The following is a 22,873-nucleotide window of genomic DNA, read 5'->3' as shown; positions in this document are numbered from 1 at the left end:
CGCCGCCCAAACTGGCCCAAAGGGCGCGTTAACGCGCGCGCCCTCTGGACTCCCGCGCTTTTTAACTGCGAGCTGCCGCTTGTAAAGTATGTTTCAGCAACTCCGGCTATTGCCGCGAAATCTTGCCGCTACGCGGTACTTTCGCTTCGGGTTCGAACCCGCTCGAAAACAGACTCTCGCCGTTTCTCACCGCTCACTCAACGTCGTTTTGAAAGCGGCGGGGGGATATGTATTTCGGAAGATCAATACTGATTAATTATTATTTCGAATTAAGACACCAGTGGCCGTTTTTTGAAAGCATGCAGTAGGGTCACCGAGAAGACTGCATATCTTTTCGCATCGTGCGCAACAAACTAAATAAGATTGCATACTAACGGTATAAATTTCTGACTTGTAACTATACAGTAGCTTATTACAGGTCAGAAATTAGTATTAGATCACCTACGAACTTCCGTTTTATAAAATACTGTTTCGATAAGTAAACGACGTCTATCTGACGTCACTGCGTCAGGTATCATACTGGAAAGTCTAATATAAAAACGACATTCCTTTTCTTTACTTAGTTCATTAATTGCTTTAACAGATTGCATAAATTCATTATATGGAAGATTTGTATTAGCCAGCAAATTATTGATACCTGGCAGCGCCATTGCATCATCCTGACGAGACTCAGGCCATGCTGGTGCTAATGAAACTGTATTTTCACGAAGTGAAAGCGTAAAAAGCATTTCAATCTTTCCAGTTTCTTCATTTACCCAACATGGGGGTAAGTCAACACCTCTTCCCGAGTTTAATCTGTTCTGCAAATATTGAACCTGCACACGTAAATCTTTGTTACTTTTCTCAAGCACTACTGGATTGGAGCCATTTTTAGTAGCAGATGTATATGCGTTTGCATTTTTAACAATTTCATCCAATTGCTCTTTGAAACTATCTTCGGTAGTGCCTGCTGCATCTTTGATTGTTTGAACTTCCGTTTTTAGCTCCCCGACTCTTTTAACGACTTCGGAAGGTTCTAAGTCTTTATCATCCGTTTTATCAATAACAAGTTTTTTTAACTGCTCATAAGTCATAATGGTTTGCAATAACAACTGTTTTGCTTCCGGACCATTTTTTTTACCATTTACTTCCGCTAAGGCTTTTTCTATCGAAGTCAAAGCTGTTATTTTTTCGTCCTTATTTTCAAGTAATACTTTTAAGCGTGATACCTCTTCCTTCGCCTTAGATGCATCGATGAGTTTTGTTATAAGTTCATCCGTTTTCTTTACACCCAGCAAAGAAAGTTGAATTTTCAAATCTGCAGTAGCGACTTTAATGGCATGTTCTCTTTCGCCTAAATCAACAGACAATGACACTTTCCGTTCTAACTCTTGGTTTTTATGGGTCAATTGAAAAATTTGAAATCCCATCAACAAAAGGAGAACAAAGCAGATTATGATAAATATTTCAGTCAATGAAAGTTGAAACACCTGATCGTTTTTTGAACTCATTAAGACACTCTCACATCTGAAGCATTTTCCGGCGTGCCATGTTTAACAACACCATGCTCCTCGTCGTGAGACGAATTGATTTGACTATCTTTATATATGGTATCAATCTTTTCGATAATATTTATAAGATTTTTATTAACTGATTGCATTGAGAATGCCTTATCCTCTGCATCAGAAACCCTTATTTCTTTGTCATCATTACTTTTCTCAACCGCTCGCGTCAATGGCGAAAGCGTATCATGTAATAGCTTTGCATTTTCATTTTGCGATGTAGTAAAATTACGCACAGCATCGAGCAATTCATTATTCACACCCTCTACTGATGCAACTTTCTCTAAACCCTGGTTAAAGGTTTCTAGTTTACTAATAAATTCGTCAATCATCCGATGCTGTATTTTTATTTCACTTACTGAATCATTTTTAATCTCTTCATACGCATCCAGGAAGTCGTTTTGCTGCTGCTCGATACGTTGCATAAATGTATGGTTCTGTTTATCAAGCGTTTCAACAAGTTTTTCCTGTGTAACTACAATCTCACTAACCTGAAGAAGACTTGCTTCAAGTTGGGCGGTCTTGGTGTTAATACCTTTAATGGCATTTCCAATCTGACGCGTAGCCGTTTTAACGTCATCTGCAAGTGACACAATCCCCTGATTTATATTGTCAGTAGTGCCTGACAAAGTGTCTATCGATGGGTTAAGTTTTTTAACAAAAATATCATCTGGGAACATAGTTTGCTCCAGCCTTTTTCTTGCTTTCTCGCCAAATTCTATTGTGTCTGATTCCATTTTTGACATTGTCGTCGCACTTTTATCTGACATAGTATTTATTATTTTCAATAGATCGAAGCTGGCCGATTTAGCATCTTCTAGGATTAAAGCAAAAGCATCATTACTACTTTGCGTAGCATTAACAAAATATGTATCCATCGTGTTAATACAATGGGTATATAACTGTTCAATTTGTTCCTGAACGCCTAAAATAGCCTCCTGAGAAGCATTAGTTACTTTATCGCGAAAGAGCTCCAAATCATGATGGGCATTATCAAATGCAATGGCTAAACTTTCAGCTGAATGCAGAACCCTTTCTTCCATGTTCATTACCGCGTCATTAGCATCTATCTGGAAACCGGTGTGAACAACCCTTGCAAACATGCCTATTGCGGTACTGACCATAGCCGCACCAAAACGAATAGCCATGAAATTAAGGCTATCACCGATACGCGCGATATCAATTAAGCAGATTATGATACTCGCTACAGTGAAAAGAAAACCTAGATAATACATTGAATCAGCAAATTTGGCTTTAGTAAGTTCATGGTCCCATTTTTTACGAACTTGATAACCCACCACCCAATAAATGAGCATCACCGTGATGGGCAAGATAAACCCAAGCCACTTAGGGTCATTTAACACAAGCCCTGCAACTGAAAGACCAATTTTCATTAATACTGCCAATACAAAATAGGTACTAACCTTTTTCATTAAAACTTTTAGGCTCATCTATAATCCCTCAAGGAATTGAACGCTTTCAATGCTCGCGCCTGAGGCATCAAAATATTTTTCCCAAAACGAAATCAATCTTGTTTTTTGTGATTTTCCGCTTTGCTGTTGGTCTGAAATAAAATTTAAAGAAACAGATACATCTTTCAAACCTGGTGCTAATGCCCGTTGCGCGTATGGTACTTTGCTAAAGTTCTCATAAGATGGAATATGTTCCTTATACATACTGAATTCTTGAGTATTAGCCAACATGTCGGAGTAAATTATTAATTTTTTCTCTCCTATTACATCAGAATGCTCAAAGCCATTGATACCCACTAACTGCAACATTTCAAAAACCGGAGATTTTTTTGAATGCTCTTCAAGTGATATTTTTTTAACAACCTCATCCAAAGGTTTGGAGAATTTTTCGTAAAAATCTCTTTCTACGAATTTTTTATTCGATGTAAGTTGACTTTTATTTCCCCACTGACCGGGACTACAACGCTCGAACAAAGGTTTATCATTTTTAGTTACATCTTCACCTAGCAGGAATACAGAGAGTAAGTAGCCTTCTGGTAATTCATTCCGTACAATATTTTTTAGACCTTGAGATAAAGATGCTTTTTGAGTGTAGGGAAATGGAGATGTGTTATCAATTAAAATGACATAATGCCCTTTAGGGCCGGTTGTTGGGCATAACGTTTCTGAGTTTAATGATTCTTTAGTCATTAAACTATATAAAGTCGCAGCAGATAACGCAATAACAACCAGGATGATTAAAATCCCAACGATGACACTGTAATTGCTAGATTTTTTTTTCGAATGGATGACCATGGCGTCTCCTTAAACGAGTTGTTGCAATGGCTGAAGTTGATCATGCTTTTGGTTAAATGAAGCCTGTATTTTTGCTCTTATAGTTTCAATTTTTGATATCATTTCCGCCATAAGTTGTTCCTGTTCATTCAATTTGATCTCATCTTGGCTAATTCCAAAATTTGGGTATTGAATTAAATCGAAATTAACAGGCTCATCAAAATATTTCGGATACGTATTCTTTTCAATCCTGGCCATCATATTTTCCATTCTATACATCTTTATGAGCGATTTAAGCGTTTCGTCAGCATAAAGCATACCCTGATCAAGTCTTTTTTTCGTAACTAACTTCATTTTCATATTACGTTTGAAGTTAGCTATATCTTTCGTCGCTTCTGTGACATTAGAGTCAAGACTGTCAAGTATTTTAGTTTTATGGATGTCTAGATCATTGTTCAAACTTGCGACGGCATTTATGTAATCACGCTGAATTTCTTCATACGTACGATACAATTTCGCATAGCCAGGATAGGGATCTGAAAAAGTATAACCTTCTCTCCCTGCAATTAAACCAAATACTATCGTTAAAACCCACAGGATATAAGAGCTAATATCATGAAGAATAAACGGCGTCGACACAAGTGTTTCTTTAGCAATAACCCACGCTGATTCAGTCGTATCCGTTACCAGGGGCAATGCATCACGAATGTGTGCAGTAATTAAACCAAGGATTATCGTTAAAGTTAAAATAGTCAATATGGCTGCGTGACCAAACAGGCGCTGGAATAAACTTATATGATTCTTAAAGGTAGCAAAACGTCCCATGATAAAGCACGTCAGAACATTTAAACCAGAGAGACTGACAGCAAATAGAAAACCACCAACCAGACCACTACTTAGACCTTCTGCAAAGAAACTAGAATTCATGATGCCTTCAATGGCTATACAAGCTAAGACAAGAGTGCCATGAAGGAAAATAGCCCCCCTATTTCTTAGTTGTGCCGTCCTTGTTAGTTTATTTTTACTCTTAAAAAAATCTAACTCATTCGCTTTCGAAATCGCAATTTCACGTAACTCTGCAAGCATAGCAGACTGACTTGAGATCAATTGATCAGCATCACGTTCATATTCTTCTCCAAGGAGAATTGTACGATTGATTCTGCCGGTGATATCGATCGTATTAAGACGGTCTTGATTTTGCTTAAGCGCAGCAGTCGCCCATTTAACCAACCCTTCCCTAATTTTACCAAGTGTAGCCTGTATACTATGTTCTGTATCAGTCAGTTCCGTAGCGGTTTCATGGGGTAAACCGTTCGCCCCATGACGCTTCGCTTGCTCGGCAATTTGTAGATTTTTTTTCAGTTTTTCTGGTTCAATCTTCGGAAAAACTTCAACATCAAGGAGTTGGTCTTCAGTTTTGAACAAGGCCGTAATACATGAGAGAATCTTTCTGAGAAATTGCATCAGATGACATCCATAGGCTGTGTAGTTTGAATTAATAAATTTTGTGTGAGTTATAACTATCTATGCGTTTAAGACGCTTATAATAACTTCTGACTAGTTATTTTTAATAATAAACAAAAGCTGATGAAAATGATTTTCTGTTCTTTATAATGCAAATGACTACTTTTTAGTCAAATTTGATTCGGATTTTTCGCCTGATTTATTCTACTCATAAAAATTCCAAACATCCGCATTTTTATGAAAAATCCATAAAAATCCCTATTTGTACAAATAGGATTAGTAGTAACCGTACTGCTTTTCTTAAAATTGATCAAAAAACGAACCGCATAGCAAACGCTGTCCGACATCAAAGGTAGCGTGTCCCTCCTCCACTGCGCCAATCTCATTTCCTGCAACTCCATAGCTACTATTGTTCTTTTACATCCCTTCCCCCTGACTTTAATAATCGTTGTTAATGATGTGTTGCGATTACAAGGGAAAACGATGGGATACCGCATAAGTTTGCTGGAAAAAAGTCCGCTGGATGAACATGAGGATGCCGCCGGGGCGCTGCGCCGGACGCTGGAACTGGCGAAGCTGGCGGAGCGCTGGGGTTATCACCGGTTCTGGCTGGCGGAACATCACAACACCGACAAACTCGCGATCTCCTCGCCGGAAATTGTCATCGCCTGGATCCTCGCGCATACGCAAAAACTGCGGGTCGGCTCGGGGGGCGTGATGCTGCAACATTACAGCCCGTATAAGGTCGCCGAGAATTTTAATCAGCTGGCGTCCCTCGCGCCCGGTCGTGTCGATATCGGTATCGGCAAAGCGCCGGGCGGATTGCCGCTTTCTACCCACGCGCTGCAATACGCTGTCGATCCGGCGCGTAAAGGTGAGTTTGCGGATCAGCTGCGTCAGCTCGATGACTGGCTTTCTGTGCCGGTTCGCGGGCGCGGCGTGGATTCTCTTTCGGCCACGCCACAACCGCCGCAGTCGGCATCACGCTTTCTGCTTGGCGCGAGCGAACAAAGCGCCCGGCTGGCGGCCAGTCTCGGCTGGGAATTTGTTTTTGCCGCGCACCTTAATGCCGACGAACGCGATATTTCCAGCGCCCTTTCCGCTTATTCCTACGACAGCAACGGCAGACGCGCGCTGCTCGCCGTGCCGGTGATTGTGGCCGACACCGCCGCTCAGGCCGCACGGCTGGTGGATAACACCCAGCGTTACCGTGTGACCGGCAGCGACGGCCAGAGCGTAAACGTCGGCAGTCTTGAACAGGCAGAAACGTATATCCGGCAATCCGGCGCGGCGTCTCATCAGATTGAAGAACGCCAGTCGGACGTGTTGCACGGCACCGGCGAGGACGTTCACCGCCAGCTGGAAGCGTTGCAGGCCCGCTACGGCGTGGAAGAATTCATTATCGACACACCGGTCTCTCAGCCAAAGGCGCGCCTGCGTTCACTTGAACTGTTAGCCGCGTCCAGCGTGGCGCTGGCATAAGGAACCGAACATGAGTCATCTGATCCGCCTTGCCCAGGAATCTGAAGCCGCTGCGCTGCATTCGCTGCTGCAAAAAGCCTATGAACCGCTGCTCGAACACGGCATCCATTTCACCATCACCCGCGCCAGCGTGGAGGATGTGCGGGATGTGATCCGCAATGAAACCACGTATGTGCTGGAAAAAGACGGCGAGCTGACGGCCACGCTGACCACCCGTTTTCTGTGGACACCGGCGAAAAATCATCTCGCGCCCTGGCCTTTCGTTCACTGGTTTGCCGTGGCGGAACACGCCAAAGGGCAAGGTTTTGGCGGCGAGATTATCCGTTATGTCGAAGAGACGTTTTTGCGCGACACGCTGAAATCCCCCGCCGTGTATCTGGCGACCGCCATCAAACACCCGTGGCTGACGGATTTGTATCAGCGCCGGGGTTACGAGCCGTTTCATACCGCGACTAATCCGCTGGGCGTCGAGCTGGTTTATCTGCGAAAAGTGCTGATTCAGCAGGCTTTCGACGCGCAGGAACAGGCCCCGCTGGTGCGATCCATCGCGGAATTACGCACGCTGGTTTGACCACGCTTCAGCGCTATTTAATTCACGAATGCTTTATTTCTGAGAGCCGTCCATTAAAGGGAAAGAAAATGACTCAAAAACAAAAGATACGTCTTGGCGCTATTATTCAGGGCGCATCGGGAAATATGTCCGCATGGCGACACCCGGATGCCATTGCCGACGCCAGTATTAATATTCAGTTCTGCCAGCAATTAGCGCAAAGAGCTGAACAGGCTAAATTTGATTTTTTATTTGTGGCCGACGGTTTGTTTATTACTGAGAAATCGATCCCGCATTTTCTTAACCGTTTTGAACCGATTACGCTGCTTTCCGCGCTGTCGCTGGTGACACAAAAAATCGGGCTGGTCGCCACGCTTTCCACCTCGTACAGCGAGCCGTTCACCGTCGCGCGCCAGTTCGCCAGCCTCGATCATCTCAGCGGCGGCCGCGCAGGCTGGAACGTCGTGACTTCTCCGCTGGAAGGTTCTGCCAAAAACTTCTCACGCGACAAACACCCGGAACACGACGAGCGTTACCGCATTGCCAGCGAATACGTCAGCGTGGTCAAAGGCTTATGGGATTCCTGGGAAAAAGATGCGTTTGTACGCAACAAAGCCACCGGCCAGTTCTTTGCGCCGGACAAACTGCATACGCTTAATCACCACGGCAAATATTTCTCGGTACAGGGCCCGCTGAACGTCGGCCGTTCTCCGCAGGGGCGTCCGGTCGTCTTCCAGGCCGGTGCTTCCGAACAGGGAAAAGCCTTTGCAGCAGAAGCCGCCGACGCGATTTACACCCGTCAGGAAACGCCGGAGCTGGCACGCGAATTCCGCGAAGACGTCCGCCGTCAGCTGGTCGAAAATGGGCGTAATGCTGACGACATCCGCCTCTTCCAGGGCATCAGCGTGATTATCGGTGACACCGTCACGGATGCCGAGCGTAAATACCAGGAAACCGCGCAACTGGTAACGCTGGAAAGCGCGCTCGATTATCTGGGCCGTTACTTTGAGCATCACGATTTCGCGCAATACGACCCGGATGCGCCGTTCCCGGACATCGGCGATTTAGGCCAGAACAGCTTCCGCAGCACGACCGATGAAATCAAACGGAATGCTAAAGAGCACGGGCTGACATTACGGCAAGCCGCGCTGGAAGCCGCCACGCCGCGCCCGACATTTTTCGGCACCGCCGAGCACGTCGCCGACGGGCTGGAGCACTGGTTTACGTCAGGCGCAACAGACGGTTTTATCGTGCGGGGCGGCACGCCGACGGCGTTTGATGACTTTATTGATTCCGTCATTCCAATTTTGCAGGCACGCGGGTTGTATCGTACCGAGTACGAAGACGGGACGCTTCGCGGGAATCTGGGGTTACGGGAGCCGGAGAATCAGTTCGCTGAGGTAGTGCATGCCGATGCCCTGACGGTTTAAATTTTTGCTGAGACCGCAGCAAAAGGTGGTTTTTCACTTGCAGTGAGGGGCAATAAATTGATCGAGAAAGTTTCGGTTTCTCAATTGCAGTGATCGCTCAGCGGCTGGCGCCGAAACCGACCAAAGAGGGCTATGACGAGCCCACTTTGGAATCTCCGCGTCTTTTTCAACAAGCGCTCCGCTCGCTGGCTATGTTTCAGCAACTCCGGCTAGTGCCGCAAACGCCGCCGCTGCGCGGTTCTCTCGCCTCGGGTTCGAACCTGCTAGAAAACAGACTCTCGCCGTTTCTCACTCCTCACTCGCCGTCATTTTGAAAGCGGCCACAGGCTATGTAATTCGGAAGATAGATGCAGGCTGATTGTTGATTTTCTCCTTCCCCTCTCACGAGGGGAAGGCCGGGATGGGGTGTTGGTTTTAGCGACTCGGTGGCCTGCGAAACCCCCTCCCGGCCTCCCCCTTCGCAGGGGGAGGAGCAAACCAACCGTTCGCAAATGTTTGCACATTTAGAAAGCCTCCAGCCGCTTTCAGAAAGCTTGCCGAACGAAGTGTTTCGAGACCTGTGGCTCGAAACCGAGAAAGGGAACCGCGCAGCGGCAAGTTTTCGCGGCAATAGCTGCGGCATCTGAAACATAGCCAGCGAGCGATAGCGCTTGTTGAAAAAGCGGGGAGAGATCCAAGAGAGGGAAAGCACTTCCCTCTCTTGGTCGGTTTCGGCGCAGTGAGTTAAGTGATCACAGTTATTGAAAAACCGAAATCTTCTCGATCTAGATCCAGCCCTCACTGCAAGTGAAAAACCGAAATCTTCTCGATCAGCTGTCAGCCCCTCACTGCAAGTGAAAAACCGTTTTAAAGCGGCCCGGGCAAACCAAGATTTGCCCGAAAATCCCCCCCGTTGTAATCACGGTCGATTAGCTCCCGTTTCCGCAACTCCGGTAATAACCCGTTCAGAAGTAAATCCTCCTGATCCGCCTGCCCCAGTCCATGCAATGAAATCACATCCAGCACACCCGCGCGGTAGCGCTCTTCTATGGCGTCCGCCAGCGATTCCGGCGTTCCGGCGACAAACCAGTGGCCGGTTTCCTGTGCCTGGATGATCAGTTCACGCAGCGTCAGCCCCTGTAAGGCGAAACGTTTGAAGATTTCCGCACGCCCGCGACGGCGGTTGACCTGTTCGACGTCCGGCAGTAACCGCAGCGGGATCGGCTGATCCAGCGGGGAATCGCGCAGGTCTATTTCACCGCCCAGCATGTCCGCAACCTTGAGCCGCCCCTGCTGATAATCAATCCGCTCGTGCTTTTCGAACAGACGGCGCGCCACGTCTGACGGGCTTTCGCCGATGATCGAATGGAACGAGTTCATGATCAGCGGCCGGTTTTCGCGGCGGCCAGACGCATCGGCGTGATGATGCACGCGCTCAACAAAGGCTTTGGCATCTTCCAGCGTCGGCTGCGAGGTGTAGATCACTTCGGCGTATTTCGCACCGAGTTTCAGGCCTTCTTCGGATTGCCCGGCCTGAAATTGTACCGGCCTGCGCTGTGGCGGCGGCGGTACGTTCAGCGGGCCCTGTACGCGGAAAAAATCCCCGTGATGATTAATCGGGTGCAGTTTACGCGGGTCAATTTTCACCGAACCGTTCTTACCGCGCGTCACCGCGTCCGGCTGATTGGCGTCAAATAAAGCATTGATGACCTGAATAAATTCCGTCGCGCGGGCGTAACGCACTTCCGGCGCCGGAAGCTGTATGTCACCGAAGTTTTCCTCACCCACCGAGGACGTCACGGCGTTCCAGCCCGCGCGACCACCGCTGACGTGATCAAGCATGCCAATCAGTCGCGCCAGATTGTACGGATGCTGATAGGTGGTTGAAACGGTGGCGATTAGCCCGATTTGTGACGTCACCTGGCTGAGCGCGGCGAGTGTGACAATCGGATCCTGACTGCCGGTTGAACCGGAAAGCCCGTCGGGATCCGCCTGCAATAAATCCGCGGTAAAAAGCGCGGTGAATTTCTCTTTCTCCGCTTTTTTGGCCAGCGCTACAGCGCGGGAAATACCGGTATCCGGGCGCGGATCATCAGAGGCATAGATCGCGCTCCCTGCTCCGGCCAGGGTTTTTAAACGTCTGCGGGATGAACTGGTCAAACTGATCTCCTTTAACGGGAAAGATAAACCTGCGTTAAAAATAGAGAACAGAAGTGATTAAGCCACGAAGAAAAAAGCATTTCATAACCCTGAATATAGATAAGCCGGGTTTTCCTGATTATTCCGTGACTGATCAAAAAAATAATTTTCCGCTAAGTCATTTATTTTCGCTGATAAGCAAATATTGTGATTTTACAACTTAGTAACCAGCCCTTAATAATTCCTTTCAGCCGCCGGTTAATAGCGCGGCATCCTTATTATTTATGCGCTTATTCAAATAATTCATGATTAATGACCTGACGGGAAATGTATGAAATCTTTTGCTGGTGTGCGTTCTCTTTCTGCTTTAACACTTCTGGTGCTTTCCTCCGGGCAGTCGCTGTATGCCGCTGAACAACCTCAGCAAGGCGGAAGCCTGACGTGGGGCGTCGAAACCGAGCCCAATACGCTGAATCCGCAGTTAAACGGGCAATCTAAAGCCGAGCTTATCCTGCGTGTTGCCTATGAATCACTACTGGCGCGCAAGCCGGACGGCGCGTATATCCCGTGGCTGGCGACCGGTTATCACGTTTCCGATGACGGCAAAACTTACACCTTTACCCTGCGCGATGACGTGAAGTTTTCTAACGGGGAAAAACTGACGTCCGCCGCCGTGGCAGAAAACTTCCGTCATGCACAAGACCCGGCGTATTGCGCGGGTTCGAGTATTTGTGCGCTGGCCGGGCGAATCGATACCATCGCCACACCGGACGAGCACACGGTTATCCTCACGCTGAAGCAGGTTTACAGCCCGTTCCTCTCGTTTGCTTCCGGCCTGAAACTGATCTCACCGTCGTCGTGGACATCGCCGCAGCTGAAAGCCGGTGGCACAGATATCGCAGGCACCGGCCCGTTCATTCTCAAGCGTTATGAGAAAGGCCAGCAGATTGAATATGTGCGCAACCCGGATTATCACTGGGCGTCGGCGAATGCGAAACATCAGGGCCCGGCGTATCTCGAAAGCGTAACGTACCGTTTCCTGCCGGAATCTTCCGTGCGAACCGGCGCGCTGCTTTCCGGTCAGGTGGATGTGATAGAAGGCGTGTCCGGCAACGATGCGGGCGAATTCAAGGAGAACGCGGATTTCAGCTATCAGCACGCGCTGAACACCGGCACACCGTATTCGCTGTTCCTGAATGTGAAATATGGCCCGACGCAGGAAGTGAAAGTGCGGCAGGCGATTTTACAGGGGCTGGATATTTCTCCGATTCTGCAATCGATTTATCGCGGCGAACGCACGCGCGTCTGGGGCATTACGTCGCCGGTTGACCCGCTGTATGACGCCAGCCTGACCGGCAAATACGGCAATAATCCAAAGCTTGCGAACCAGCTTCTGGACGAAGCAGGCTGGAAAACCAAAGGCGCTGACGGCATCCGCACCAAAGACGGCAAGCCGCTGAGCATCGAAATTATTCAGGCACAGGCCACCGTGCGCGATCAGCGTGATGTCCTGTTGCAGGCCTTGCAGGCACAGGCACGGCAGCGGCTGGGCGTGGATCTGAAAATCCGTTACGTCGATTCCGGGACCTATACCGAAGTCAGAAAAACCGGTCAGTTTGGCTCAATTGCCAACTCCAATACCGACACCGACGGCATCGATATCGAGAACCATTACCTGCCGGTCAACGCCGGTGGCGCGATCAACTACAGCCGCACCGATGCACCGGAAATTATTCCGCTGCTGAAAGGGGCGTCGCAAACGCTGGATAACGCAGAACGCAAAACCTACTACGGCCAGTTGCAGAACTTTGCCGTGTTGCAGCAGGCGCTGGCGATCCCGCTTTACGAGCCGGAAGACCAGATTGCGGCGGCGTCTTACGTTCACGGCGTCGGTTTCAGGCCGTTCAAACAGATGCCGGAAAACGCCTACGACGTCTGGCTGAGCAAGCATTAATCAGAAGTAAGGAGCTTTATTATGTCGGCTGAAAGTACCTTTATTCCCCCGCAGCGGCCTAAGTCAGCGCCGTCATGGCGCGGTCGCGTTGTCCGGCGGTTGCTGAGCGGCGTGCTGGTGCTGTGGGCCGCGGTCACGCTGTCTTTTATCAGCGTGTATCTCGCGCCGGGCGATATCGTCAGTTTGCTGATGGGCGAACAGGTACAAACACCGGCGATTGAAGCGGCGATCCGCGCGGAATGGGGGCTGGATCAGCCCCTGTACATGCAATATCTGCACTATCTCTGGCGCGTTTTGCACGGTGATTTTGGCCGTTCTTATATGCTCAATACCGACGTCAGTTCGCTGGTGTTATCGCAGCTGTGGCCAACGCTTAAACTCACCGGTCTGGCGCTGGTCGTCAGCCTGGTATTTGCCGTGGTGATGGCCGTCGCGACCGCGCACCGTCGTTGGGGGCAACGCATTGCGGGCGGCATCGAGCTGATTCTGGCCTCGACGCCCTCTTTCTGGCTCGGCATCGTGCTGCTGTTTATCTTCAGCTTTACGCTGCGCTGGTTCCCGGTGGCGGGCGACCGCAGTTTTTCCTCGCTGGTTTTACCGGCGTTATCCCTCGGACTGGCGCAGGGCGCGGTGGTTTCTCAGGTATTGCGGCGCGGACTGGAAGATGCGCTCGACGAACCTTTTGTGCTGACGCTGCGCGCATGGGGGCTGGGCAACCGCATTATCCGTTTACGCCACGCGCTGCGCCACGCCGCCCTGCCCGCCGTCACCCTGACCGGCTGGCTGATTGGCGGTTTGCTCAGCGGCGCGGTGATCACCGAGCAGGTATTTGGCCGCCCGGGTTTGGGCAAAATCACCGTCGACGCGGTTTTGGGTAAAGACCTGCCGGTGGTGCTGGCGGTGGCGATTTTCTCCGCGCTGGTGTACGTCGTGCTGAGTACGCTGGTGGATATTTTGTATCTGTTTATCGACCCGCGCCTGCGGGATAACGGCCAGAATGACGGAGAGAATGCATGAGTCAGTTACTGATCTCAGGCGGCGTGAAGCGCCGGTTTTCCACCGGTTATATTCTCGCAGCCGTGTATTTGCTGCTGGTCGCGTTGGCGGTGATTTTCCCCGCGTGGCTGACGCATTTCGACCCGCTGAACGCCGATCCGGTTAACGCGCAACTTCCGCCTTCGTCTGAACACTGGCTGGGGACCGACCAGCTGGGGCGCGACGTGCTGGCGCGCATCATTTACGGCAGCCGGTATTCCCTGCTGATCAGCCTCGCGGCGATGGCCGTGGCGGTCAGCATAGGCAGCCTGCTCGGTTTACTCGCCGGATTATTCAAAGGCCCGCTCGATGAACTGATCAGCCGCGCCGTGGACGTGGTTTCCGCGTTCCCGGATTTACTGCTCGCACTGATGCTGATTGCGTTCACCGGCCCCGGCACCACCAATCTGATCTTTGCGCTCGGCGTCGCTTCCGTGCCGCGATTCACCCGCGTGGTGCGGGCGCAAACTTTTGTAGTCATGTCCTCCGGTTACGTGGAGCAGGCGCGCACTCTGGGCCTCAAACGCCACGTTCTGGTCTGGCGGCATGTGCTTCCGCACGCTATCGCGCACGTTCCGGCGCTGGCTACGCTCGGGCTGGGCACCGCAATTATCGGCACGGCAGGTTTAAGTTTTCTCGGCATGGGGCCGCAACCGCCGACCGCTGAATGGGGGCTGATGCTGGCCGAAGGCCGTAATTATCTGCGCAATGCGTGGTGGATTGGCGTCTGGCCGGGCGTGGCGATCACCCTGACGGTAATTTCTGTGAACACGCTTGGCCGCTACTGGCAGGCCACTTTTGAAGGGAAACAGCCATGAGCGACGAACTGTTTATTGATATCCGCAATCTTTCGATCTCCTTTCCCTCAGCCGACGGCGAAAAACCGGCCGTCAGCGGCCTGAACTTACAGCTTAAACGCGGGGAATCCATCGCGTTCGTCGGGGAATCCGGCTCAGGGAAAACCGTGACCGCCCGCAGCTTGCTGGGGCTACAGGACGCCAAGGCGCGTATCACCGCCGACCGTTTTGTGATCGACGGGCAGAATATGCTCGGCGCCAGCCAGCGCCGCTGGCGTAAAATTCGTGGCAGCAAAATTGGCTATGTCTTGCAGGATGCGCTGGTGTCGCTTGACCCGTTGCGCCGCATCAGCCAGCAGCTACGCGATGCGTTACAGGCTAACCGCGCCGGTAATGCGCACGAGCTGCATCCGCAAAGCATTTTGTTGCTCAAATCGGTGGGTATTCCTGATGCTGAAAACCGGCTGACGGCGTATCCGCATCAGCTTTCCGGCGGGCTTCGTCAGCGTGTGCTGATTGCCACCGCGCTGGCCGGGAAACCCGGTTTGCTGATTGCCGATGAACCGACCACGGCGCTGGATATGACGGTGCAGAAGCAGATTCTGGATCTGCTGCAACAGCGCCGCGACCGGGGCGAAAGCCTGCTGCTGATCAGCCACGACCTTTCCGTGGTCGGGCAACTCGCCGACCGGATCCTGGTTATGCATCAGGGCAAAGTGGTGGAAGAAGGCTCCGGCGAAAAACTGCTGAGCACGCCCGATCACCCGTATACCCGCCAGCTGCTCGCCGCCATTCCCGGCCCTGCCACGCGCGGGCTGAAACTCTCCGGCGAGAGCGGCAGGCCGCTGCCTGCCAAAAATATCGCCACTGGCGAACCGGTGCTGGACGTGCGCAACCTGAGCAAGCATTACGCGGACAAAGCCGTGGTTAACCACGTCAGCCTGACGCTGGCGGCGGGCGAAACGTTGGGGATTGTGGGTGAGTCCGGCTCGGGGAAAACCACGCTGGCCAGAATGGTGCTCGGCCTGACTGAACCCGGTTCCGGCACGATTACTATTCAGGGGCAGCGCTGGTGTCAGATCCACGAATCCGTCCGCAGGCTGCAACGCCGCGGGATTCAGCTGATCGCTCAAGATCCGCTCAGCTCTTTTGATCCGCGTTATAACGTGGAAAAAATCATCGGGGAAAGCCTCGACAGCGTGGGCATTTTTGGCGATGAACGACGTCGCCGCATTCTTCAGTTGCTCGATGAAGTGCAGCTCGGCGAAGGATTTTTACGGCGGTACCCGCGTGAACTTTCCGGCGGCCAGCGCCAGCGTGTTGCGATCGCCCGCGCTTTTGCCCCGAATCCTGCATTACTCGTGGCCGACGAGCCGGTGAGCGCGCTGGACGTTTCCGTACAGGCGCAGGTGCTGGATCTGCTGGCCGAAATGCAGGCCGAACACCGTACCGCGCTGCTGTTTATTTCGCACGATCTCGGCGTAGTCCATCACCTGGCGGACAGGGTGATGGTGATGAAAGACGGCAGCGTGGTCGAACACGGGCAGGTCGATGACGTCTTCCACCGCCCTGCTCATCCGTGGACCCAAAAGCTGATTAATGCCCTGCCGGTGGTGAGTTCAAACCGGCAAACGGCGGCAGCGTTTTAAACACCGTTCAGACAAGCCGCTTGCCGTCTTTATCCACCACGCGTTCGCCGTCTTCTTTGGTGAACGCGCCTTTCTGCGCATCCGGAAGAATATCCAGAACCTTCTCTGACGGGCGGCACAGCGCGGCCCCGAGCGGCGTCACCACGACCGGGCGGTTCATCAGGATTGGATACAAAAGTATCGCGTCAATAAGCTGCGCATCGGTGAAGTCCGGATTATCCAGCCCGAGTTCGCCGTAAGGCGCGGTGTTAACGCGCAGCAGTTCCCTGACAGAAATGCCCATCGCGGCAATCAGTTTCACCAGTTCTTCACGCGAAGGCGATGTTTCCAGATACAAAATGATTTCAGGCTCAGCGCCGCTGTTGCGGATCAGTTCCAGCGTATTACGCGATGTGCCGCAAGCCGGATTATGGTAGATCGTTATATTGCTCATTTTTCAGGACTCATTGGAGAGTAATCGACAAACGCAACGCCAGCGCGCTGAGCGTGATAAACAGAACCGGCAGGGTCAATACAATTCCTGTGCGGAAATAATATCCCCATCCGATATTGATATTTTTTTGCGACAAAACGTGCAGCCACAACAAGGTCGCCAGACTACCGATTGGCGTTATTTTCGGCCCCAGATCGCAACCGATAATATTGGCATAAATCATCGCTTCCCTGACAACACCCTGCGCCGTACTTGCATCAATGGACAACGCGCCAATCAGAACGGTGGGCATGTTGTTCATCACGGAAGAAAGAAAACCGGTCACCAGCCCCGTTCCCAGCGTTGCCGCCCACAGCCCCTGAACGGCAAAAACATTGAGCAGCTCCGTCAGGGCATTGGTTAATCCGGCATTGCGCAGGCCGTATACCACCAGATACATCCCCAGTGAAAATACGACAATCTGCCACGGTGCGCCTTTGATCACTTTTCTGACATTGATCACCCGGCCTTTTCTTGCCGCAATCAGGAGAACAACCGCCCCGGCCGCAGCAATTGCACTGACAGGAACGCCCGCAGGTTCAAGAATGAAGAAGCCTGCGAGCAGCAAAATCAGGACACCCCAGCCGATACGAAATGTCAGCAGATCTTTAATCGCACCCGCGGGTTCTTTCACTTTCGTAATATCGTAGCGTGTCGGAATATCCTTTCTGAAATAGAGATGCAGCACCCCCAGCGAGGCGGCCACTGCCGCCAGATTGACCGGGAGCATCACCGCTGCATACCGGTCAAAACCGATGCTGAAATAGTCTGCCGAAACAATATTCACCAGATTCGATACCACCAGCGGCAGGCTTGAGGAGTCGGCGATAAATCCGGCTGCCATAATAAATGCCAGCGTCGTTGCCGGGCTGAAACCCATGGCAACCAGCATCGCGATGACGATCGGCGTCAGGATCAGCGCGGCGCCGTCATTGGCAAACAGAGCCGCAACCGCAGCGCCAAGCAGAATAATGAAGGTAAAAAGCACCCTGCCGTTACCTTTACCCCAGCGGGCAACGTGAAGGGCACACCACTCGAAAAAGCCGGACTCATCAAGCAAAAGGCTGATGATGATGACCGCAATAAATGCCCCCGTGGCGTTCCAGACAATATTCCACACGACAGGAATATCACTGAAATGAATGACTCCGCTCAGAAGCGCTAACAGAGCGCCAGCGCCGGCACTCCAGCCAATGCTCAATCCGCGAGGCTGCCAGATGACCAGAATAAGCGTGAGTAAAAAAATCGACCCTGCCAGAAGCATTCCACACCTCAATCACATTCGAATTGGTGAATATATCTCTGTCATGAACAAGACGAGAGTTTACTGTTGTTCAGTGAAATCCGGATATCTTCACGCTCGCAGTTCCACGCGGTGTCGATGACAGCCGCTGCCCAGGCGGGCATATGCGGAGATAAACGGTAGTACACCCATTTGCCTTCTCGGCGGTCAATAACCAGCTCTGCTTCGCGTAACAGCGCCATGTGGCGGGATATTTTAGGCTGAGACTCCTGCGTTACTGCGCAGAGATCGCAAATACACATCTCCCCGGCCTCTCTCAACAGCATCACAATGGTTGAGCGGGTTTCGTCGGCGAGCAGTTTAAAAAGCTGAACAGGATGCTGCATCAGTGACTCCGATAGTGATTGACAACACATATGATAATTCATATATGATCTAAATCAATCTCCCTCTTTACAACGGATGAACACCATGTCTGATTTACCTGCGGTTAACCCCGAATACTTCGATGATGCTATTGCCAGTAATCTTTCGGAGGGCGCCTCGCCAATGCCACGTTTTCTGATCCTGTATGGATCCGTGCGTGAGCGTTCTTACAGCCGGTTTGCCGCAGTGGAAGCCGGTCGTTTGCTGACGAAAATGGGCGCAGAGGTGAAAATTTTTAACCCTTCCGGCTTGCCGTTGCCGGACGATGCACCTGATACGCACCCCAAAGTGCTGGAGTTACGCGAGCTGGTGAGGTGGTGTGATGGCATGATCTGGAGTTCGCCGGAAAGACATGGCGCCATGAGTTCGGTGATGAAGGCGCAGATAGACTGGCTCCCGTTGAGTGAAGGCGCGGTTCGTCCGTCTCAGGGGAAAACACTGGCCGTTATGCAGGTTTCCGGCGGTTCGCAATCTTTCAATGCGGTCAATCAGATGCGGATCCTGGGTCGCTGGATGCGGATGTTCACTATTGCGAATCAGTCCTCCGTCCCCAAAGCCTGGCAGGAGTTTGACGATGCAGGCCGGATGAAGCCCTCTGCCCTTTACGACCGGATTGTGGATATCACCGAGGAGTTGTTCAAAATAACGTTAATTCTGAAACCCCATACGGCGTATCTGGCTGACCGTTACAGCGAAAGAAAGGAAAGCCATCAGGAACTCTCTGCCCGTGTGAATCAGGCGAAAATCTGAGATTTCACAGATGGCTTTATGGCCTGTTACGCCCGCAATGCCTGACGGCGTTTAATCGATTTGCCCGCAACATACGCCAGCGTTGCGCACAGCAGGTAATACATCAGGCCGATAAACAGGAAGATTTCCGCCGGGTAGATTTGCACCCGGTTATTCACCTGCCCCGCGACGGTGGTCAGCTCCGGCACATTGACGATAAACGCCAGCGAGGTGTCTTTCACCAGCGAGATCAGCAACCCGAGGTACGACGGCAACAGGTTCGGCCACGCCTGCGGCAGCAGGACATTGAGCAAAACCTGGCTGTAACTCATGCCGGACGCAATCCCCGCTTCGGTTTGCCCGCGCGGCAGTGACTCCAGCCCGGCCAGCGTGGAGTGCATCACCGCGGCCGAGGTAAACCAGGCAAGTGCGATAATCACCGTCAGCGGGCCGGGGATCGAGCCGCCAAACACCACCGGCAGCAGGAAATACAGCCAGAAAATCACAAAAATCAGCGGGATGCCGCGTATAAACGACGCCCACAGAAAAAGTAATTTTCGCGTCCAGCCACCGAAACGCCAGGCTAATGCCGCCATTGCGACGCCCAGCACTAACGCCAGCACGCCAGCAGAAACGGCCATGATCAGCGTAAGTAAAACGCCGCCCGGTTCGCCGTCGGCCAGCCTTCCCCACAGCATGTAGGTGAAGTTATCGTGCAGAACCGACCAGTCAAATTCCATCGTTCACCTCTGCCTTCTGCGCGGCCTGCGGCCTTTGCTGCGGGCGTTTCGGACCAAATATTGTCATCAGCCCGCCAAGGATCATCCCCAGCGCCAGATACAGCAACGTGCCGACCGCAAAACCTTCAAAGGCGTGCGCGTTGTAACTTTCAATCTGACTGACCTGATACGTCAGCTCGGAAAATCCGATGCCTGTCGCCAGTGAGGAAAGCTTCATCAGGTTGAGATATTGCCCGGTGATCGGCTGCCACGCGTTGGTCAGCGCCTGCGGTAACAGGATCGAAAGCAGCAGCGTTTTGCGGCTGAAACCCTGTGAAATCGCGGCTTCGGTCTGGCCTTTCGGCACCGAATTCAGCCCCGCCTGCACTTCTTCCACCAGAAACGCGGCAGTGAATAATCCCAGCCCCCAGGCAGCGCACAGAAATTCCGGTGTGAGCCACGCGATATTGCCGGGGAAAACCGCCCACGCGTGGGTATCGCCGATGTAAAAACGCCAGCTTTGCGGCAGCGCGCCGTACGCGGCGAAATACCAGAAAAGCAGCTGAACCAGCAGCGGCGTGTTGCGGAAAACCGACACAAACGCCGCTACCGCACCGCGTGCCAGACGCGACTGACTCAGGCGCAGCGCGATCAGTAACACCACCAGAAGCGTCGCCAGCACACTGCCCGCAATACTGACGTAAAGCGTGGTGAGAAAGCCGGAAATAATCCACTGCAAAGGCTGGCCGGTGAGCACGCCAGCCCAGTCGGGATGCCAGATCATTGCCCCGCTCCTGTTTCAGGATGCAGCGGGAACAGGACTTTTTGCAGAAAACGCTGCGCACGCGGATGCTGCGGCCGCAGGAAGAAATCCTCCGGTTCCGCCTGTTCCAGGACCTCGCCGCCGTCCATGAAAATCACCCGGTCGGCAATTTCACGGGCAAAACTCATTTCGTGCGTCACGACAATCATCGTGATGCCGCTTTTCGCCAGTTCCTGCATCACCAGCAGGACTTCGCCAATCATCTCCGGATCCAGCGCCGACGTCGGTTCATCGAACAAAATGATGTCCGGATCCGTCACCAGCGCCCGGGCAATCGCCACGCGCTGCTGCTGTCCGCCGGAAAGCTGCTCGGGATAATGCTGCGCTTTGTCCTGCAAACCGACGCGGGTCAGCAGCGCCAGCGCCTTCTCGCTCGCATCACTTTTCTTCCAGCCGTGGACTTTAATCAGCGCGAGGCTGACGTTGTCCTGCGCGGTCAGATGGGCGTACAGGTTGAACTGCTGAAACACAAAACCGATGTGCGTACGTAACTCGCGTAGCGCCGGTCCGTTCAGGCCCCGCGTCGGTTTGTTGTGAATTAGAATTTCGCCATCCGTGACGGTTTCCAGCTGATTAATCAGGCGGATGAGCGTGGATTTCCCTGAGCCGGACGGCCCGCAGACCGCCACCACATCACCGCTGGCGACGCTCAGACTGACATTCCGGATCACAAGGTGATGACCGAAAGATTTACTGACCTGACGAAACTCGACCGCCGTGGTTTTCGCGGCGTTTGAATGCGAAAAAACCGCAGACGTCGCTGCGGTTGATAAGGTGTCTTGCTGCATGTGCATTACCTTGCATAAAGCGGATTATTTGGCTTCAATCTTGAACAGACGTGGCTGCGGAGATTTTGTCTGCGGGCCAAACCAGACGTTATAAATGCTCACCGCCTGACCGTTTTTCTCCAGATTCAGCAGCTCGTCATTCACCACTTTCAGCAGGCTGGTTTCGCCTTTTTTCACGCCAACGCCAATCTCTTCTTTGCTCAGTAATTCAGGCAAAACTTTGTATTTTGCCTTGTCCGGCGCGCCATCCAGCAAACCGGCCAGAATGGTGCTGTCCTGTGTAATCGCCTGCACGTTGCCGTTACGCAGCGCAGAAAGCGCCAGAGGAATATCGTCGTAAGACAACACGCGAGATTGCGGGAAGCGGTTATGCAATTCCTGCTCGCCGGTGGTGCCTTTCACTGCGCCGATACGCGCCGTGGCGTAGGCGTCGAGTTTATCCGGTGAATTGGCCGGCACCAGGAACTGCTGGCCGGTCACGAAATAAGGTATGGAGAAATCGATCACTTTCGCGCGTTCCGGCGTGATGGTGATATCCGCCACAATCAGATCGGCTTTTCCGGACTGCAATAACGGAATACGGTTCGCCGGATTCGTCGGCACCAGTTGCAGTTTCACGCCCAGCGTTTTCGCCAGCGCTTTCGCAAAATCAACGTCATAACCGACGATATCGTGCGTTTTGGCATCCACAGAACCGAACGGTGGATTGGAATCAAACGTGGCCACTTTCACCACGCCGGCTTTCTTGATATCAGCCAGCTGATCTGCATGGGCTGCAAAAGTTGAGACTGCGCTGAGCGCCAAAAACAGACCGGCGGAAACAACGCTTTTATTGAATTTATTTTTGATTACTGAAGAAGCAGCCATAGTTTTTCCTTATAAGTCATCTTAAGAAGGCTCGCGCCCTAAATTTTTAATCTGGCAGGTAAATAACGTTTTTGTTTTGTAGGTCAGAGAATTGCATATAGGAACGGGCGGCTGCCACTAACAAAAAAGGATATAGATGGATGATTAATGCATAAGGGTTGGATCTGAGTGGCAGGATGCGGGGGCGCATCTCTGGTCAAAGCTTGGGCTCGCCAGCCAAACTGGCCCAGAGGTTGTGTAATTCGGAAGGCTGGTATTTTTGCTCCTTCCCCTTGGCAAGGGGAAGGCTGGGATGGGGTTCGAAATGGCAACTTTGAAGGTGAGTTGTCTGCTAAACCCCCTCCCGACCTCCCCCTTCGCAGGGGGAGGAGCACACCAAACCGTAATTATATTTTGAAAGCGGCCGGAGGCTTATCTAAATTCAAAGGCATTTTGAATAACAATTAGTGGTGAGGTTACGAATTAGAAAGTTATTGGCCGCTTTCAAAAATCACGCCAAAGCGAGAGGTGGAAAACCGCGTATCTGTTCGCGTGGTTTGT

Annotated in this window: 20 protein-coding genes; 8 read left to right on the top strand and 12 right to left on the bottom strand. The window is 51.7% G+C overall.

All coding sequences use genetic code 11. The annotated features are described in order from the left end of the window. Window positions 1-437: 437 nt before the first annotated feature. The 4 genes from IV433_RS21450 to IV433_RS21435 are packed head-to-tail and all read right to left on the bottom strand — an operon-like array spanning window position 438 to window position 5,251. Window positions 438-1,490: a hypothetical protein gene (locus IV433_RS21450; RefSeq protein WP_195815846.1), complete on the bottom strand. Its 1,053-nt coding sequence runs from the start codon at window positions 1,488-1,490 to the stop codon at window positions 438-440. Continuing rightward, window positions 1,490-2,992, bottom strand: a complete 1,503-nt coding sequence (locus IV433_RS21445; protein ID WP_195815845.1) for a hypothetical protein — start codon at window positions 2,990-2,992, stop codon at window positions 1,490-1,492. Before IV433_RS21445 ends, IV433_RS21450 begins: the two co-directional genes overlap by 1 nt. Next, a complete protein-coding gene (locus IV433_RS21440) occupies window positions 2,993-3,808 on the bottom strand; it encodes a hypothetical protein (RefSeq protein WP_195815844.1) in 816 nt (271 codons plus the stop codon). A 9-nt stretch (window positions 3,809-3,817) separates the two neighbouring features. Continuing rightward, window positions 3,818-5,251 (bottom strand): hypothetical protein, encoded by a 1,434-nt coding sequence (locus tag IV433_RS21435; protein ID WP_195815843.1) that lies wholly within the window; start codon window positions 5,249-5,251, stop codon window positions 3,818-3,820. 483 nt (window positions 5,252-5,734) lie between these two features. Between IV433_RS21435 and IV433_RS21430 the strand changes: the two genes are divergently transcribed. The 3 genes from IV433_RS21430 (at window position 5,735) to IV433_RS21420 (ending at window position 8,713) form a co-directional block, all read left to right on the top strand. Continuing rightward, window positions 5,735-6,733 (top strand): LLM class flavin-dependent oxidoreductase, encoded by a 999-nt coding sequence (locus tag IV433_RS21430; protein WP_195815842.1) that lies wholly within the window; start codon window positions 5,735-5,737, stop codon window positions 6,731-6,733. Between the two features lie 10 nt (window positions 6,734-6,743). After that, window positions 6,744-7,304, top strand: a complete 561-nt coding sequence (locus IV433_RS21425) for a GNAT family N-acetyltransferase (RefSeq protein ID WP_195815841.1) — start codon at window positions 6,744-6,746, stop codon at window positions 7,302-7,304. A gap of 68 nt (window positions 7,305-7,372) precedes the next feature. Continuing rightward, window positions 7,373-8,713, top strand: a complete 1,341-nt coding sequence (locus IV433_RS21420; protein ID WP_195815840.1) for an LLM class flavin-dependent oxidoreductase — start codon at window positions 7,373-7,375, stop codon at window positions 8,711-8,713. A gap of 846 nt (window positions 8,714-9,559) precedes the next feature. Here the strand turns inward: IV433_RS21420 and IV433_RS21415 are convergent. After that, window positions 9,560-10,852 carry an NtaA/DmoA family FMN-dependent monooxygenase gene (locus IV433_RS21415; protein ID WP_195815839.1) on the bottom strand — a complete coding sequence of 431 codons (1,293 nt, stop codon included), beginning with the start codon at window positions 10,850-10,852 and terminating at the stop codon, window positions 9,560-9,562. 310 nt (window positions 10,853-11,162) lie between these two features. Between IV433_RS21415 and IV433_RS21410 the strand changes: the two genes are divergently transcribed. From IV433_RS21410 to IV433_RS21395, 4 genes are read left to right on the top strand one after another with little or no spacing between them, the layout of a single operon-like run. Next, window positions 11,163-12,785 carry an ABC transporter substrate-binding protein gene (locus IV433_RS21410; RefSeq protein ID WP_195815838.1) on the top strand — a complete coding sequence of 541 codons (1,623 nt, stop codon included), beginning with the start codon at window positions 11,163-11,165 and terminating at the stop codon, window positions 12,783-12,785. Window positions 12,786-12,806: 21 nt separating this feature from the next. Further along, window positions 12,807-13,802, top strand: coding sequence for an ABC transporter permease (locus IV433_RS21405; protein WP_195815837.1), 996 nt, complete (start codon window positions 12,807-12,809; stop codon window positions 13,800-13,802). Next, a complete protein-coding gene (locus IV433_RS21400; RefSeq protein ID WP_101076589.1) occupies window positions 13,799-14,638 on the top strand; it encodes an ABC transporter permease in 840 nt (279 codons plus the stop codon). Before IV433_RS21405 ends, IV433_RS21400 begins: the two co-directional genes overlap by 4 nt. Next, window positions 14,635-16,266 (top strand): dipeptide ABC transporter ATP-binding protein, encoded by a 1,632-nt coding sequence (locus IV433_RS21395; protein ID WP_195815836.1) that lies wholly within the window; start codon window positions 14,635-14,637, stop codon window positions 16,264-16,266. The genes IV433_RS21400 and IV433_RS21395 overlap by 4 nt, the downstream gene beginning before the upstream one ends. Window positions 16,267-16,273: 7 nt before the next feature. Here IV433_RS21395 and arsC read toward each other — a convergent pair whose 3' ends face one another. The 3 genes from arsC to IV433_RS21380 are packed head-to-tail and all read right to left on the bottom strand — an operon-like array spanning window position 16,274 to window position 18,367. Next, the gene (arsC, locus tag IV433_RS21390; protein WP_195815835.1) at window positions 16,274-16,699 is read right to left on the bottom strand and encodes an arsenate reductase (glutaredoxin); all 426 of its coding nucleotides are present in this window, start codon (window positions 16,697-16,699) and stop codon (window positions 16,274-16,276) included. 10 nt (window positions 16,700-16,709) lie between these two features. Further along, window positions 16,710-18,002 (bottom strand): arsenic transporter, encoded by a 1,293-nt coding sequence (locus IV433_RS21385; RefSeq protein WP_195815834.1) that lies wholly within the window; start codon window positions 18,000-18,002, stop codon window positions 16,710-16,712. 41 nt (window positions 18,003-18,043) lie between these two features. Beyond that, a complete protein-coding gene (locus tag IV433_RS21380; protein WP_101076593.1) occupies window positions 18,044-18,367 on the bottom strand; it encodes a metalloregulator ArsR/SmtB family transcription factor in 324 nt (107 codons plus the stop codon). Between the two features lie 85 nt (window positions 18,368-18,452). Here IV433_RS21380 and arsH point away from each other — a divergent pair, with 85 nt between their 5' ends. Next, entirely contained in the window at window positions 18,453-19,157 is a 705-nt protein-coding gene (gene arsH / locus IV433_RS21375) for an arsenical resistance protein ArsH (protein WP_195815833.1), read from the top strand. A gap of 26 nt (window positions 19,158-19,183) precedes the next feature. On the opposite strand, the gene IV433_RS21370 is transcribed toward arsH, so the two are convergent. The 4 genes from IV433_RS21370 to IV433_RS21355 are packed head-to-tail and all read right to left on the bottom strand — an operon-like array spanning window position 19,184 to window position 22,333. Continuing rightward, on the bottom strand, window positions 19,184-19,876 hold the full coding sequence (locus IV433_RS21370) for an amino acid ABC transporter permease (RefSeq protein ID WP_195815832.1): 693 nt from the start codon (window positions 19,874-19,876) through the stop codon (window positions 19,184-19,186). Beyond that, window positions 19,866-20,639 (bottom strand): amino acid ABC transporter permease, encoded by a 774-nt coding sequence (locus tag IV433_RS21365; RefSeq protein WP_195815831.1) that lies wholly within the window; start codon window positions 20,637-20,639, stop codon window positions 19,866-19,868. The genes IV433_RS21370 and IV433_RS21365 overlap by 11 nt, the downstream gene beginning before the upstream one ends. Continuing rightward, on the bottom strand, window positions 20,636-21,466 hold the full coding sequence (locus IV433_RS21360; RefSeq protein WP_195815830.1) for an amino acid ABC transporter ATP-binding protein: 831 nt from the start codon (window positions 21,464-21,466) through the stop codon (window positions 20,636-20,638). The genes IV433_RS21365 and IV433_RS21360 overlap by 4 nt, the downstream gene beginning before the upstream one ends. Before the next feature lie 24 nt (window positions 21,467-21,490). Then, complete coding sequence (locus tag IV433_RS21355; protein WP_195815829.1) at window positions 21,491-22,333, bottom strand: ABC transporter substrate-binding protein; 843 nt, start codon at window positions 22,331-22,333, stop codon at window positions 21,491-21,493. Window positions 22,334-22,873: the final 540 nt, after the last annotated feature.

It is taken from the genome of Rahnella laticis, from assembly GCF_015644585.1.
Taxonomy (GTDB): domain Bacteria; phylum Pseudomonadota; class Gammaproteobacteria; order Enterobacterales; family Enterobacteriaceae; genus Rahnella; species Rahnella laticis.
Note: the sequence above shows the minus strand (reverse complement) of the source record. Positions and strands in the feature narration are given on the sequence as shown.

Bases quoted from the DNA above. Each gene is read 5' to 3' on its own strand.
- IV433_RS21450 (WP_195815846.1), bottom strand. From the start codon at position 1,490: ATGAGTTCAAAAAACGATCAGGTGTTTCAACTTTCATTGACTGAAATA.
- IV433_RS21445 (WP_195815845.1), bottom strand. From the start codon at position 2,992: ATGAGCCTAAAAGTTTTAATGAAAAAGGTTAGTACCTATTTTGTATTG.
- IV433_RS21440 (WP_195815844.1), bottom strand. From the start codon at position 3,808: ATGGTCATCCATTCGAAAAAAAAATCTAGCAATTACAGTGTCATCGTT.
- IV433_RS21435 (WP_195815843.1), bottom strand. From the start codon at position 5,251: ATGCAATTTCTCAGAAAGATTCTCTCATGTATTACGGCCTTGTTCAAA.
- IV433_RS21430 (WP_195815842.1), top strand. From the start codon at position 5,735: ATGGGATACCGCATAAGTTTGCTGGAAAAAAGTCCGCTGGATGAACAT.
- IV433_RS21425 (WP_195815841.1), top strand. From the start codon at position 6,744: ATGAGTCATCTGATCCGCCTTGCCCAGGAATCTGAAGCCGCTGCGCTG.
- IV433_RS21420 (WP_195815840.1), top strand. From the start codon at position 7,373: ATGACTCAAAAACAAAAGATACGTCTTGGCGCTATTATTCAGGGCGCA.
- IV433_RS21410 (WP_195815838.1), top strand. From the start codon at position 11,163: ATGAAATCTTTTGCTGGTGTGCGTTCTCTTTCTGCTTTAACACTTCTG.
- IV433_RS21405 (WP_195815837.1), top strand. From the start codon at position 12,807: ATGTCGGCTGAAAGTACCTTTATTCCCCCGCAGCGGCCTAAGTCAGCG.
- IV433_RS21400 (WP_101076589.1), top strand. From the start codon at position 13,799: ATGAGTCAGTTACTGATCTCAGGCGGCGTGAAGCGCCGGTTTTCCACC.
- IV433_RS21395 (WP_195815836.1), top strand. From the start codon at position 14,635: ATGAGCGACGAACTGTTTATTGATATCCGCAATCTTTCGATCTCCTTT.
- arsC (WP_195815835.1), bottom strand. From the start codon at position 16,699: ATGAGCAATATAACGATCTACCATAATCCGGCTTGCGGCACATCGCGT.
- IV433_RS21385 (WP_195815834.1), bottom strand. From the start codon at position 18,002: ATGCTTCTGGCAGGGTCGATTTTTTTACTCACGCTTATTCTGGTCATC.
- IV433_RS21380 (WP_101076593.1), bottom strand. From the start codon at position 18,367: ATGCAGCATCCTGTTCAGCTTTTTAAACTGCTCGCCGACGAAACCCGC.
- arsH (WP_195815833.1), top strand. From the start codon at position 18,453: ATGTCTGATTTACCTGCGGTTAACCCCGAATACTTCGATGATGCTATT.
- IV433_RS21370 (WP_195815832.1), bottom strand. From the start codon at position 19,876: ATGGAATTTGACTGGTCGGTTCTGCACGATAACTTCACCTACATGCTG.
- IV433_RS21365 (WP_195815831.1), bottom strand. From the start codon at position 20,639: ATGATCTGGCATCCCGACTGGGCTGGCGTGCTCACCGGCCAGCCTTTG.
- IV433_RS21360 (WP_195815830.1), bottom strand. From the start codon at position 21,466: ATGCAGCAAGACACCTTATCAACCGCAGCGACGTCTGCGGTTTTTTCG.
- IV433_RS21355 (WP_195815829.1), bottom strand. From the start codon at position 22,333: ATGGCTGCTTCTTCAGTAATCAAAAATAAATTCAATAAAAGCGTTGTT.